Source organism: Natronolimnobius baerhuensis, from assembly GCF_002177135.1.
Classification (GTDB): Archaea; Halobacteriota; Halobacteria; order Halobacteriales; family Natrialbaceae; genus Natronolimnobius; species Natronolimnobius baerhuensis.
Genome location: NZ_MWPH01000002.1, coordinates 830,147 through 844,364, shown reverse-complemented (window position 1 = coordinate 844,364; position 14,218 = coordinate 830,147). Strand labels below are relative to the sequence as shown.

At 59.9% G+C, this 14,218-nt stretch carries 12 protein-coding genes and 1 tRNA gene; 5 read left to right on the top strand and 8 right to left on the bottom strand.

What is annotated here, in order from left to right; all coding sequences use genetic code 11:
* Positions 1–100 precede the first annotated feature (100 nt).
* Complete coding sequence (locus B2G88_RS10400; protein WP_054862955.1) at positions 101–406, top strand: hypothetical protein; 306 nt, start codon at positions 101–103, stop codon at positions 404–406.
* A gap of 220 nt (positions 407–626) precedes the next feature.
* Here the strand turns inward: B2G88_RS10400 and B2G88_RS10395 are convergent, their stop codons facing one another.
* The 4 genes from B2G88_RS10395 to B2G88_RS10380 form a co-directional block, all read right to left on the bottom strand.
* The gene (locus B2G88_RS10395; protein WP_054862954.1) at positions 627–3,251 is read right to left on the bottom strand and encodes a DUF7527 domain-containing protein; all 2,625 of its coding nucleotides are present in this window, start codon (positions 3,249–3,251) and stop codon (positions 627–629) included.
* Between the two features lie 126 nt (positions 3,252–3,377).
* On the bottom strand, positions 3,378–3,656 hold the full coding sequence (locus tag B2G88_RS10390) for a UPF0058 family protein (RefSeq protein ID WP_087714721.1): 279 nt from the start codon (positions 3,654–3,656) through the stop codon (positions 3,378–3,380).
* A gap of 154 nt (positions 3,657–3,810) precedes the next feature.
* Entirely contained in the window at positions 3,811–4,965 is a 1,155-nt protein-coding gene (locus B2G88_RS10385) for an ABC transporter ATP-binding protein (RefSeq protein ID WP_054862953.1), read from the bottom strand.
* 138 nt (positions 4,966–5,103) lie between these two features.
* Positions 5,104–5,580, bottom strand: a complete 477-nt coding sequence (locus B2G88_RS10380) for a DUF5793 family protein (protein WP_087714720.1) — start codon at positions 5,578–5,580, stop codon at positions 5,104–5,106.
* Between the two features lie 206 nt (positions 5,581–5,786).
* Between B2G88_RS10380 and B2G88_RS10375 the strand changes: the two genes are divergently transcribed.
* From B2G88_RS10375 to B2G88_RS10360, 4 genes are all read left to right on the top strand, one after another.
* Positions 5,787–7,862 carry a type II/IV secretion system ATPase subunit gene (locus tag B2G88_RS10375; RefSeq protein WP_245835348.1) on the top strand — a complete coding sequence of 692 codons (2,076 nt, stop codon included), beginning with the start codon at positions 5,787–5,789 and terminating at the stop codon, positions 7,860–7,862.
* Positions 7,859–9,961, top strand: a complete 2,103-nt coding sequence (locus B2G88_RS10370; protein ID WP_054862951.1) for a type II secretion system F family protein — start codon at positions 7,859–7,861, stop codon at positions 9,959–9,961. The genes B2G88_RS10375 and B2G88_RS10370 overlap by 4 nt, the downstream gene beginning before the upstream one ends.
* 51 nt (positions 9,962–10,012) lie before the next feature.
* Positions 10,013–10,735, top strand: a complete 723-nt coding sequence (locus tag B2G88_RS10365; RefSeq protein WP_087714719.1) for a class I SAM-dependent methyltransferase — start codon at positions 10,013–10,015, stop codon at positions 10,733–10,735.
* A gap of 68 nt (positions 10,736–10,803) precedes the next feature.
* Positions 10,804–10,874: transfer RNA gene (locus B2G88_RS10360), tRNA-Gly, on the top strand.
* Positions 10,875–11,051: 177 nt separating this feature from the next.
* On the opposite strand, the gene B2G88_RS19085 is transcribed toward B2G88_RS10360, so the two are convergent.
* From B2G88_RS19085 to B2G88_RS10345, 4 genes are all read right to left on the bottom strand, one after another.
* Positions 11,052–11,825: a CPBP family intramembrane metalloprotease gene (locus B2G88_RS19085; protein WP_140408836.1), complete on the bottom strand. Its 774-nt coding sequence runs from the start codon at positions 11,823–11,825 to the stop codon at positions 11,052–11,054.
* 124 nt (positions 11,826–11,949) lie between these two features.
* On the bottom strand, positions 11,950–12,660 hold the full coding sequence (locus B2G88_RS10355; protein ID WP_087714958.1) for a TOBE domain-containing protein: 711 nt from the start codon (positions 12,658–12,660) through the stop codon (positions 11,950–11,952).
* 54 nt (positions 12,661–12,714) lie between these two features.
* Positions 12,715–13,482 carry an amino acid ABC transporter ATP-binding protein gene (locus B2G88_RS10350; protein WP_054864211.1) on the bottom strand — a complete coding sequence of 256 codons (768 nt, stop codon included), beginning with the start codon at positions 13,480–13,482 and terminating at the stop codon, positions 12,715–12,717.
* Positions 13,479–14,210 carry an ABC transporter permease gene (locus B2G88_RS10345; RefSeq protein WP_087714718.1) on the bottom strand — a complete coding sequence of 244 codons (732 nt, stop codon included), beginning with the start codon at positions 14,208–14,210 and terminating at the stop codon, positions 13,479–13,481. The genes B2G88_RS10350 and B2G88_RS10345 overlap by 4 nt, the downstream gene beginning before the upstream one ends.
* Between the last annotated feature and the right edge of the window lie 8 nt (positions 14,211–14,218).

Genomic DNA, 14,218 nt, shown 5'->3' with positions numbered 1-14,218 from the left:
AATCGTTAACTACTCGCACAAACGAGCATCATGTTGTTCGTTGATTAGTCCGTTCTCGAGAGTAACCTTTAAAAGGTGGAAAGACAAGTTAACAAATGCCATGATAGACCGACTTGAGAAGGAAGTCGATATGCTGGAACGACATCTGCAGGTCCTGAAGATGGTTATCGAAAACGAACCGATTGGGATCGTCAAGATGTCCAACGAAACAGGCTACCCACACCACAAGGTACGCTACTCACTTCGCGTCCTCGAGGAAGAAAACCTCATCGAGCCCTCGAGCCAGGGTGCGATCAAGACCGAGCGCACCGTCGAATTCGTCGACGAACTCGACGGCAAACTCGACGACATCGTCGACAAACTCGACGGCATGAAGATCGAAGACGTCGCCGAAATCGAAGGCTAATCGCTCGAGAGACACGCGATATTCGCTCATCGCCGCAGTCCGCTGTGAACTCGAGTCGCTCGCGTTCGCCGCGACAGCGGGACAGTAACTTCTCTTTTCGCTTTTTGCTACCGCGGTGAGCGCGCTGACTGGCACTCACGAGCCGACGCCGTCCAGTCGCCACTCTTGGAACACGCAGAAATGAAGCAAAGAATCCATCGACAGCGGGTGTCGCGAGGAGCTACAGCTCGGGCACGTTCATGTGGAACCCTTCCGAGCGCGATTCGACGAGACAGAGGTGGTAGCCGCTCTTCCGAGAGAGGTTGACGTAGCTCAGTTTCGAGCCACGGCTGAGGAATCCACTGCTTGTTGCCTGCTCTGTGACCTCGAGTGCGCCGGGTTCGAAGTAACTCGAGGTGATGGCCATCGAGGCGGCGAGGTCGGGATAATTCGCCTTGACTGCAGAGGCCGCTTCCTCGAGTTCGACGAGCGTGTCCTCGGTGACTGGCTCGCGTGAGTCATTCAGTGTGGCGAGGACGAGCGGGTTGCCCATCTTGTCGAATGCGACGACGTCGAACGTGAGTTCGTCCGGTACGTCGTCGGTCTCGTCATCGGCGAGCGAAATCGTCGCGTTCAGTTCGGCGCGGTCGATTCGGGGGATCGCATCGTAGAGGTCACCGAGACCGCCCGCGTTGCCAGTGTCACGGATTTCGTACAGCGCCATCTCGGTGAGCCAGTCGACGAACTGATAGGCCATCGTCGAAGCGAGGAACTCCTCGTACGGCGTGCCATCGACAGCAACACTGTCGGCCTCGAACTCCGTGTGTTGCTCGAGGCGGAGATTCGTCGCGACCTCGTCGCGGTCGGCCTCGCCGTCGTGAGCCATCTCGAGTGTGGGCTGGCTCTTCGAGGCGTAGCGCACGAAGAGATTCGTGCCAGCGAGTGCCTGGGCTGGCGAGAGAGCGGTTGCGGCGCTGACAGCGTCGTCTCCACTGGCAGCACTCGATTCGAGGTCGTCGATTCGGGCCTCGAGTCGGTTGACCGTGTCTGACAGTTCCTGATTCTGTGTGCGCAGGCGGTTGCGCTCGGAGACGAGTTCCTTGTTCTTCGACTCGAGGGCTTCTCGTTGTTCCTCGAGGCGTTCAATTCGGTCGGTGAGGCGCTCGAGACGGGTGTTTCGCTCGGCTGTGGGCGTCTGTGACGCTGCCGTATCGGTTGCCTCGCTCGTAGTCGTCCGGTCGGAGTCGGTGCTCCTCGAGCGCTGGCCCGTGTTGGAAGTCGTCTCCGTGCGTGTACGCGAGGGCGTCGAGTCTGTCTGGTGTGACTCAGCTGTGTCTGTCTGTGATGACTGGCGGGAGGAGCCAGCCGCATCAGCGCTCGGACTGGAATCGGACTGGGACGCTGACTGACTCGAGTTCGAGTCTGCGCGTCGCGCGCGACGATTTCGGGCGCGGGTCTTCGCTGTCGATTCCGTCGTCACCGAGTTATCCGGATCAATTGACGGGATCTGGCGTGTCTCGCGCCACTGTTCTTCTTCCTCGAAGCGCTCCTCGAGTTGTGAGTCGTCTTCGTCGCCCTCGGCAGTGTCATCGTCTGCGTCGTCGTCCGTGTCGGCCGCGTCAGTCGTCACAGCGGCCCCAGTCGCGTCCGCAGCGTCAGCGGCGGATTGAGACGAAGCGACCGTACTCGAGTCTGCATCGGGTTCGTCCACATCGCCGACGTCTGTCGATGGCTCGGCAGACTCGCTTGTGGCGGGTTCGGCGGCCGTCTCCACGCTGTCATCATCTCCGCTCTTGTCGTCAGTCCAGGAGATATCGTTTTGTTCGAGTTGCTCGGCTGCGGCTTCGACGTCTGCAGGATCAGGGCCAGAGCCGGATTGGGCCTCCGAGTCGGCTTCGGCAGCGCTCGACTCTGACGCCTGCGTGGCGTCTTTTCCTGTCTCGTCGCCAGGAACGTCCGCACCAGCGTTGCCAGCGTCAGAACCGGTCTCGACATCGACGTCGACGTCGGTGATCCCTGATGCGGACTCCGTCGTCGCCGTCTCGTCGTAGGCCGTTGTAATCCCGGCTGCGTCGTCGGCGTCGTTGGACGCGCCATCGGCTGACTCCTCACCCGTTGCGGTGAGGTCCTCGAGTCCCGTTGCATCCGTTTCGACCGATACAGCGTCACCGCTCGAGACGTCGATTGGGTCGACGGCACTCTCGGTCGGGTCGACACTTGGCTCCGGTTCGGGGTCGGTCTCGAGGCCGGCTACACTCGAGGTGGCGTCGCGGTCAGTGCCAGTGGGAGACGGCTCCGAGTCGGGTTCGGTCGCTGTATCCGGGTCGCTCCCGGGGACATCAGTGACGGTGATTTCAACGTCGATTACTTCGTAGATGCCGACTTCGTCGTTGGCCTTTTCGAACGCCTCATCACCGGTCACCAACCGTTCGGCGTTCCCGATATAGGCCGCAGCCATCCGTCGGCCGCCGTAGTAGACGGCGTAGTAGTCGCCACTGAGGACGTTTTCGCTCAGTTCGATATAGCCAGTAAAGGAGCCATCCTGCAGCGTCTGATCCACCTCTGCAAGCGACGTTTCGTTCGTATAGTACTGTGCCCGCGTCTCGCCACCCTGTTCGTCCATCGCATACAGTAGCGGCAGCGATGGATGCGGTGCCTGATACGTTGTCCCGGAGGCGGCCTCGAAGTCGTCGATTGCACCGTCGACGACGCCCACGATACGGCCATTAAGCATAAACAACCACGTGCTTGCTGCCGTAACGGCCCCGGAGAATCCACTATCAGCGAGATCCGAAAGTCCATCGTAACCGCCACTGAACGGGCGAGAATCCCATTGTTCGACGCGCTCCTGCGTGCGCGATTCCATAGTTCAACAAGCGGTAACTGAAACAAATACGTTTCGCCTAGTGTCGATACACCGTGAATGAAAGACAGATCGTCGATATCGGCCTCGAGACCAACGCTACGACGCCCTCGAGAACGAGACAGCCCCTTAAATCTTCGACTCGGCGTCGTCGGCGAGTTCTTTCATCCGCTTGCCGATTCGACCGGCACTCGAGAACTCGTCTTCGCTCATTCCCTTTGCGAGGGCATTACCGAGGACGAACACGGCGTGTTTGTGCTCACTTTTCGATTTGTGGACGTGTGACGGGTCAACGTCGAGCTGGCGATACGGCTCGAACAACTCCGCATCCACCTCCTCGCGGTCAGCGAAATACTCCATGATGATGACGAGTTCTTCGTGGAGCTCGAGGAGTTCGTCTTTATGCATGTCCACGTGTACGAACGGTCGCGGCTTAAGGATTGTGTGCGCATCCATCGCAAATCCGCGGTGTATTGCCAGTCAACGTGTTAGCAGAGGGAATGGACTCGAGTGAGGAACAGTCGCGGCGGTCGATCAGTCGGTAGTCGGGGTCGAGAGCGGATCAGTCAGCAGTCGAAACAGTGCGGTCGCGTTGGCCGGCCGGGAACCACGCCAAATTATGGTCGGCAGTGACGCGGACGGTGACGCGTTCGTCGAGGTCGATCTGATCCGAGTGGTTGTGCATACACTCGATTGTCTCGCCGGAATCGAGTTCGACGCGATAGAGGACGGTCGGGCCGAGATAGCGCCGATAGACGACGCGGCCGTTCGATTCGACATCTGTCGCGGGGACGGCAGTCACGTCGTCCGGACGGACGAGAAGGTCGATATCGGTGCCGTCATACTCGGTGACGAGGCCGTTGACATCATCCCGAAGCACGCGGCCGACAGCGGTTTCGACGTCGTCGCCACGAACGTCACCCGAGAGGAAACTGGCGTGACCAAGGAAACCTGCGACAAAACGGGATTTTGGCTGCTGGAAGACGTGTTCGGGCGTACCGATCTGTTCGATATCGCCGTCGTTCATGACGGCGACGCGATCCGAGATCGAGAGTGCTTCTTCCTGATCGTGCGTGACCGAAATCGCGGTGACACCCGCTTCCTTGATAATTCGACGCACTTCCTCGCGCATCTCAACGCGCAAGTCGACATCCAGATTCGAAAACGGCTCATCGAGCAACAGCATCTCCGGTTCGGGCGCGAGCGACCGCGCGAGCGCCACACGCTGTTGTTGTCCACCAGAGAGTTCCTCGGGGTGGCTGTCGCCCTGATTCTCGAGGCCGACGAGGTCGAGTAACTCCGTCACGCGAGCGTCCTGTTCTGCCTTGGACCACTCTTGCAGCCCAAAAGCGATGTTTTCGCGGGCCGTGAGATGCGGGAACAGTGCAAATTCTTGAAAGACAACGCCGACACCGCGGCGTTCCGGCGGAACGAAACGACCCTCGCCGGCGACCGCCTCGTTATCGAGTCGGACACAGCCACCATTTGGCTGCTCGAGGCCAGCAATCAGTCGTAACGTTGTGGTCTTGCCACAGCCGGATGGGCCAAGGAGTGTCAGAATTTCGCCGTCGTGAACCGACAGCGAGAGATCGGGAATAACCTCCTCGGATCCGTACTGTTTCGAAATGTCCTCGAGTTCGAGGACAGTCTCAGTTGGTGTGGGACGCTCCGGCGTCTGTGCTTCGGCCGTAGGCGATAGTAGTTGTCCGTTCGACATGATCGACCGCCGGCAGCCACCGTACCGGCTTGTATTACTTTAGGCCGTCCTAAAACACTTATAGTTGCCGGTCCGTTCCCGGACGCTGGGAGCATCGGGACGATCAGAAACAGCGTCGGTTGACAGCGAGACAGACAGTCACAGTTCAACGCCGCTTGGAATCAGACTGTGCTGGCGGAGTAGACTGCCTTCATCATCGTAGACGAGAAACGTCCGCTTGTCGTAGGAGACGAACGGCTCGGATTCGTCCTCGAGCGTAATTTCGACGTCGTAGCGGCCGTCGTCTTCGGTTGCGTCCTCACCGTACCCTCGAGCGGCGCGGATGAACGTCAGGACGTCCTCGGCGTCTTCGTTGAGTTCGAGAATAAACTCACCTGTGACTCGGTTCGTGACGCTGACGACGCCTGCAGTCTCGGTTCCGAGTGGCTCTTGGAGTCGGAGTGCAACGTCCGTCTCGTTGGCCTCGAGAACGGTGCCATCGGGGTCAGTAAGACGCTCGCGGAGCAGCGACGACGGGCCGGTAAATTCGATTGTTACGGCGGGTTTGCGTGGCTCCCCATCTGTTTCGACCCAGTCGACATTTTCGACATCTAGCGTGAAGTGCTCGCGCCTCATTCCGTATGCAGCGATTAGCGCTCACACCGTATGAACGTAACGCACAACCACTCAGATGTGATATATGTCCGGGTCCGAACTCCGTCGACAGTTGAGCGGTGTGGCGATGTATCAGCTAAGCAGACATCATCAACCGTCTGATTTAAGATGATTCAGTAAGGATATGCCACGAACATACTGTCGCCTGTTCGCCGACGTTCTTTACGATGGCACACCACACTGACTCAGGCGCGGACGAGCCACATGACGAGACTGGCGACGCTGAAACCGGTGCAGAGAGTTCGTCAGCCGCCGACGGTGAACGCGAGTACACGCGTGACACTGAGACTGAGTCTGCGTCATCGACGGAGACAACAGCAACTGGCGCTGCCCGAGACGAGGCCGAACATCATGAAGGGAACACTGGCGACGACTCAGCCACGACGACCACAACAGCGACCACAGCCACCGACACACCGCCATCCGACCCTTCTCCCCCCAACACCGGCCCACACGCTGACACAGGCAACTCGAGCGAATCCACACTCGAGACTGCCAAACGAACGATCAGACGCGTTCTCGAGACGCTCCGTGGGTCAGCAATCGATGTGTCCGACTACGACCCGAGCGTTCACGAGCCACTGATTGAGTTCGACGGTATCGACGGCCTCGAGGAAGTCGAGCGCTACTGGGTCGATGCGCCGTTTTCGTTCGTCACAATCGGCTACGACCCCGAGCGCAACCACCATCGCTATCACGTCGTCGAACCGCAACTGACTGAGACCGAGCGAGTGCTGCTCGAGACGCTGTTCGAGGACGTTCGCGACCCCCTGTTGTACCGAGACCACGACGACAGGGCCGACGTTGAGGGAATCTTACAGGAGACGGTCCAGGAGTACCTCGAGCGCTATGGTGCGGATATCGAGATGGAAACGTTCTACCGGCTGTTTTACTACATTCATCGGGATTTCCGCGGCTACGGCCGGTTGGATCCGATCATGCACGATCCACGCGTGGAGGATATTTCGTGTGATGGCTACAAGTTGCCGATTTTCGTCTATCACGAGGGGTATACGGACATCGAGACGAACGTTTCCTTCGAGGCTGAAGAACTCGATCAGTTCGTCGTTCGACTCGCCCAGCACTCGGGGCGACACATCTCGATTGGCGATCCGATGGTCGAGACGACACTTCCGGATGGTTCGCGTGCCGAGTTGGCTCTCGGCAGAGAGGTGACGCCACGTGGCTCTGCGTTTACGATCCGAAAGTACGCCGATGAGCCGTTCACGCCGGTCGATCTCATCGAGTACGGGACGTTCAGCGTCGAGCAAATGGCCTACCTCTGGCTCGCCATCGAACACAACAAGAGCCTGCTCTTTGCGGGCGGCACCGCATCGGGGAAGACAACGAGTATGAACGCCATCTCGATGTTCATCCCGCCCCGGTCGAAGGTGTTGACCATCGAGGACACCCGCGAACTGCAACTGTATCACGACAACTGGCTCTCATCCGTCACGCGCGAACGGATTCACGAAGGCACGGACGTGACGATGTACGACCTGCTCCGGTCGGCGCTTCGTCACCGCCCGGAATACATCGTCGTTGGCGAGGTCCGCGGCGAGGAAGCCATCACCCTCTTTCAGGCGATGAACACCGGCCACACGACCTACTCGACGATGCACGCCGACTCCGTCCAGACGGTGATCAATCGCTTAGAGAACGAGCCAATCAACGTTCCACGGCCAATGGTCCAGAGCCTCGACATCCTCTCAGTACAGACGCTCACCCGCCTCAATGACGGCCGAGTCCGGCGAAACAAGGTTCTCGCCGAAATCGAGGGCATCGACCAGCGAACCGGCGAACTCGACTACTCGACGGCATACACCTGGGACAGCGACACCGACGAGTTCCGCTCGAGTGGGAGCCATGTCCTCGAGACGATCCGCGAAGAACGCGGCTGGTCGCGAGCAGAACTCCTGACCGAACTTCAGCGCCGTGAGCGCTTCCTTGAGTATCTCTGTGCGAACGACATCTCGGACTACCGGCGCTTTACCGCGCTGGTCAATGAGTACTACGTCGACCGTGAGAGTGTCCTCGAGACGATTGACACGGCGGACGACGTGGCAGGGAGTAGCGGGACGACGGACGAGGAGGGCCAGAATGAGAGTGGGGCTGAGAGTGAGGGGACGGGTGGGGACGACAGCACCGCAGACGATGACAGCGGCCTCGAGAGCGAGAGTGAACGAGACGTAACTGCTGATGGCGGCATTGACGCTGACGAGGGCGAGTCACTGTATCGATGACACTCGTCAGTGCCGTTCCGCTGGTCGTTGCGCTCTGTTGTCTGTCACTGATCGCTGGCGCGAAACTCCACACGGGCGTTGATCGGGTGCTGACTCGCGTCTCGATTCAGTTGTTTGGAGACACCGTCACTGAGTTCAAACACGAACATCCGGACCGCCAGGCAGCCCTCCATGCTGCACACACTCCGACAACGTACCGTGAGTACGGCGCAACGACGATTCTGTACGCCCTGTTGGTCGCACTCGCTGGCTCGATCCTCGGTATTTACGTAATCTGGGGCCTGTTGCTCGTCCTTGCAATCGACCCCGAAACCATGCGCGAGGCTCTTCCCAGCGCACTCGGGTTCCTCGCAAATCTTGGCGGCGTTCCCACGCTCTCCGTTGGTGAACTGGCCGCCCTGTTGGTCGTCTCCTGTCTTACCATCGGTGCCCTCGTCGGCGCTGGGACCTACTGGCTCCGCTGGTGGTACCCCACCTACGTCGCCGACGGCCGTGCCCGGCGAATCGACACCGCACTCCCCTCGACAGTCGCGTTCATGTACGCCCTCTCGAGAAGCGGCATGGAGTTTCCCAAAATCGTCCGCATTGTCTCCCAGCAGGAAGCGACCTACGGCGAGGCCGCAACCGAGTTCGACGTTGCCGTCCGGAACATGGACGCGTTCGGCATGGACGCCATCACTGCCCTCCAGACCATGGGCCGGCGCTCCGCAAGCTCGAAATTCCAGGAGTTCACCGAGAACCTGGTGAGCGTCCTCCAGAGCGGCCACAGTCTCTCTGAGTTTCTCGAGGGAAAGTATCACGACTTTCAGGAAGAATCCGAATCCCAGCAAGAACAGACTCTGGAGATGCTTGGAACGCTCGCCGAAGCTTACGTGACCGTCCTGGTCGCTGGTCCACTGTTTCTCATCACGATTTTGGTCGTCATCGGTATCAGCGTTGGCGACACGCTCGAGCCACTGCAGGCGTTGATCTACGTGATCCTGCCGTTCGGAAATCTTGCGTTTGTCGTCTACCTGAGTATGGTCACCGATTCGATCACGCCGGGGACGGCCAGTCCCACGGAATCGACGACGAGTGCGTCAGGCGTCGGCATCGACTCGCCGACAGCGGGCATCACCACACAGCCCCGTCCACGGCCGGACGGCGGGATGGCCCACGCTCACGACGGCCAGGCAAACATCGAGCGCGTACAGTACTACCAGCGGTTCAAACACATTCGCAAGCGACTCACCAGCCCAATTTCGACGCTGCTCGAGCGGCCAACGCTGTCGCTCGTCGTCACCATCCCGATTGCACTCGGTGTCATCGCCTGGCGACTCCCGGCGGCGTTTACTGAGAGCGGCTTCGACGTCACCGTCATCGACGACGTCATCGCCATCGCCGCGTTGTTCGTCCTGACCGTCTTTGCGATCTTCTACGAACTTCATCGACGGCGACTCGAGGCCATCGAGGCGGCGGTGCCAGATCTGCTTGATCGCCTCGCAAGCGTCAACGACGCCGGAATGTCAATCGTCTCGTCGATTGATCACGTCCGTGGCTCGGATTTGGGGCCGCTGGACGAGGAACTCGACCGCATCTGGGCCGACGTGCAGTGGGGTGCCGACCTCCAGTCTGCGCTCGGGCGCTTCGAGCGACGCGTTCGAACGCGTGCAACGTCACGGGTCGTGACGCTTCTGACGGAAGCGATGAACGCAAGTGACAATCTCGCGACCGTGTTACGAATTGCCGCCCGACAGGCTGCGGCCGACCGTCGGCTTAAACGCGAGCGCAAGCAGTCGATGGTCGAGTACATGATCGTCGTCTACATCTCGTTTCTCGTCTTCCTGTTTATCATCGCCGTGCTGGCGGCGTATCTGCTCCCGAACCTGCCGACGGATCTCGACATGGGGGACGCTGCCGCTGGCGTCGGCGGACTCGAGGGACTGGGTGGCGAGGGTCTCGACACGTTCACGACGGTGTTCTATCACGCGACGCTCGTCCAAGGCCTGCTGTCCGGGCTCATCGCCGGACAGTTGAGTTCCGGCGACCTGCGAGCCGGTGCGAAACACGCCGCGACGATGATCGGCCTCTCGGTCCTGCTATTTGCCGTTCTCGTCTGAGAGCGACTCGAGGACGAACGCTTTTTGCAGTCAGCCACTCGAGTATCGCTAATGCCCGAGGGCGAGGATGCGAGTGCGAACGAGCGAGCGACAGAGCGAGACGACGCCGCGGCGCTGCCCCGTGACAGCGTCCGCGAGACCTACGACCGAATCGCGACCCACTTCGCATCGACCCGCGAGTACGCCTGGCCCGAAGTCGACGCGTTCGTCGAGGAGTGGCAAGCACAGGCCGAACCGACCGCTGTCGGTCTCGACCTCGGCTGTGGCAACTGCCGCCACGCCGAACTGCTCGCACCCGACTGTGCGACCGTCATCGGCCTCGATGTGAGCCGCGGCCTCCTCGAGACAGCCCGCGAACGATCTGCCGAGCGCGAGTTCCCGGTTGCACTCTGTCAGGGCGACGCCGCCTCGCTCCCGCTCGCGTCGAACACCGTCGACGTCGCCGTCTACGTCGCGACGCTTCACCACCTGCCGACGCGGGCAGCGCGTCGGGCCAGTCTCGACGATCTCGCCCGTGTGCTCGCCCCCGATGGCCGCGCACTCGTCAGTGCGTGGTCGACCGCCCACGACCGCTTCGATGCCGAGGACGGGTTCGACACCACCGTCGAGTGGACGCTCCCCGGCGGCGAGCCAGTCGACCGATTCTACCACATCTACGCGCCCGAGGAGTTCGAGGCCGATCTCGAGGCGAGCGATCTTGAGATTCTTGAGTGGGAGGTCTCGAGTGGGAACTGCTATGCGACGGTTTCTGGCGCTCAGTCGCCGCCAAAATGATAGGTCCTCGAGAAGATCCGACTCGAAAAAGGAAGACCCTTAAACACCGAGCGAAAACGGGAGAGTGCGCGCGGATGGTCTAGTGGTAGGACCTGAGCCTTCCAAGCTCATGGCCCGGGTTCAAATCCCGGTCCGCGCATTCCTGTCGCGAACAACCTCGTGAGCGACAGGAATCGGACGAGGGATTTGAATCAGACCGAGGTTCTGCGAACGCAGTGAGCAGGTTCTCGGGCGTGGTTCATAATCCCGGTCCGCGCTTTCTTATCAAGAACAAACCCCTGAGCCACAGAAATCGTAGTAGTTGATAGCCCGGCACTCATGTCTGAAGGTTACCATTATTTGTGGACGTAGTTTTCGCAGTAGCATAGAGTGCGACACCGGCTATGAGTAGAATACCGACGTACGCAGATGCCTCTTCCCAACCGAACACAACTGAATCAATCGTTCCCTGTGATGAACCAACTGCCCACAATATCGGCCAGAGTACCAAGAGATTCCGATTACATGCGCAAAATAGTATTGCGTGAAAAAGGCCAATTAGTCCCAACATCACAAGCCCAGCCGGTGCAACTGCGCCAATGTGAAACAGTACGAACCCTCCACTTGCAAAGACAATTCCAAGAACGGGACCGAACGCCCGCTCAAACCGAATCTGAAGAAACCCATGGACGAAAAGCGGTTCCCAGAGCATCAATCCAACCGTGAGTATGTGAGGGACTAGTACGACAGCTGACTCATCCACAAACAGCAACCCTGGTGCCAGTACAAGCGCGCCAACGGTTGATACGACGACTGCTCGTTTCCACCCCTCTTTTGTGATTCCAACTTCCGAGAGGGGTTCATTTCGAACATAGCACACGTAGTACAGTGGAAACAGTATCGTCAATGCGAGGTTTCCAACCAGCAAAAACAGAACAATAGATTCGACTGATTCACTTGTTGACTGGAAATAATAAATACCCCACAGGCAAACTACGGACAAAATCGCTACAAATGTATCAGAATCAGGCTCAAACCGAACATCTTGGACAGTAGATAGACCATCACCAATATTGTCACGTATCTCCCGCCAGAAGAGCCTGATTGACATATCAATGAGTGTTCACGCACTCTTTATAAAAATCCGCTATCCATTTCCTACTCAGAAACGCAGAGACCGATCACTTCGCACGTGTCGTGAAACACCATGTAACCGCCTCGAGAGCACCAACACCTCACTCAGAACCCGTTTCACCACCCTCGAGCGCAATTGCCCTCGCTGCGGTCGCTTTAAATGACACTGCAATCTCGCGCCCGGCCTCGAGGCCGAGTCGGTCCACGCTCGCGTTCGTCACCAGAGCCTGAATCGCGGCATTGTCAGCGAGCCGAACGGTAACGCTGGTGATCGACTCGCCAGCTTCGAGGCCGGAAACGGTGCCCGAAAACTGGTTCCGAAGGCTCGTCCCGTCGGCTCGAGGGGCGTCCGCCGGGTCGGTCAAGACGACGGCATCGGAGCGAACGGTAACTTGCACGTCGGTTGCGCTGTCAGGAACGAGCGCAAGGATCGGCCCGATATCGGTGTCGACCGTCGCGAGTTCGCCCTGTCGGTCGCGGACGGGTCCGGTGAAGACGGATTCGGTGACGTGGGCGACGCCGTCGAGTTCGACGGCGTGGCGCTCGAAGCGCCGGCGCAGGTCGTGCGCCGTCTCGGTGAGATCAGTCCCGCCGCCACCGCTGCCGCCGCGACGGCGTTCGGTGATCGAGCCGACGGCGGACTCGATTTCGACGATCCGGTTTTGCAGTCGGGCGTACGACCGCCCGAGTTCGTCGGCGGCTTTGTGCATCGAGCCGAACTCGTCGATTGCGGCGAGCATGTCGATATCGCGTTGCTCGATGGTGACGCTCCCGATGACGAGTCGCGTCGCATACTCCCGTTCGACCTGCACGTTCGCGTTCATTGGAGCTCTGCTCGAGGGGCTGTCGCCCCGCTCGAGTAATACTCAGTATACCAGTTCGCCATCGATAAATTTCCGGGTTCGATCATCAGTTGGATCGTCGAAGACGATCTCTGTGGAGCCAATTTCGATGAGTTCGTTGTCGAGGAGGACGGCGACGCGGTCTGCAATTCGCTCGGCCTGGTGCATGTCGTGAGTTGCGATAGCGACGCCGATACCCCGATTTCGGGCCTGCTGAATGGCGTCTTCGATGACCGCCGTATTCCGCGGGTCGAGATCCGACGTGGGTTCATCGAGCAGGAGAACGTCCGGCTCGTAGGCCAGCGCGCGGGCAAACGCGACGCGTTGCTTTTCGCCGCCGGAGAGCGACGCGGCGTCTTGGTCGGCGTTGTCGGCCAGTCCGACAGTTCGAAGCGCCTCGAGGGCGGCGCTCGTTCCGTTCGGCCGGCTGACGAGGCGTGCCAGTTCATGACGAAGGCGGTCACCCCACGACTGTCGCACGCGAAGGCCGTAGGTGGCGTTTCGGCGAACGCTCGCATCGAACAGACTCGCCTCCTGAAAGACCATCCCGATTCGCCGACGGTACTCGAGTCGGCGCTGTTTCGGAAGTTGCCAGACGGAGTCGCCATCGTACGTGATCGTCCCCTCGTCGGGACGGTCAAACAGCGCGAGCAGTCGAAGCAGGGTCGACTTGCCGACGCCCGAGGGACCAATAATCGCGACGACTTCACCGGGAGAAACCGACAGCGAGAGACTCTCAAAAACGTCCTCACCGCCGTACCCGTGTCCAAGGGAGTGTGCCTCGAGCGTCATCCGTAGCGGCCACCTCCGTTTCCGTTGCCGAGTCGCCCGACGATGGCGTTGACGACCAGCACGAGCACGAGCAGGATGCCACCGAGGATCATCGCCGTCTCGAACCGTCCCTGGCGCGCCTCGAGTTGGATCGCGGTCGTGAGCGTTCGCGTCACCGAGGTTCCGTCAGGACTGGCAATGTTGCCGCCGACGATGAGGACGCCGCCGACCTCGCTGATCGCCCGGCCGAAGCCCGCGAGAACGGCGGTTGCGATTCCGTAGCGCGCCTCTTTGATCGTCACGAGGGCAACGTCCGTACGCGTCCCACCCATCGCGTAGGCTGCATCGCGGACCGACTGTTCGACGCTGCTGACGGCGGCGAGGCTGACGCCGGTGATGACTGGGGTCGCGAGGATGAACTGCGAGATGATCATCGCCTCGGTGGTAAAGACGAGGTCGAACGAGCCGAGTGGTCCCTGATTCGAGACCGCAACGAGGACGACGAGGCCGACGACGACGCTCGGAAAGCCCATCCCCGTGTTGATAATCGCCGTGATCAACGCCTTGCCGGGGAAGTCTTTGAATCCCACGAGGAGCGCGACCGGCAGGCTGAACAGCGTGCTCAATCCGACGGCGACGAGGCTGACGTACAGCGAGACGACGATGATACTCCGAATGTAGTGGCCCTCGTAGGGAAACTCGAGAAACAGCGGCGTCAGCATCGATAGGATCGTCGGTTCACAGAACATCGTTATCT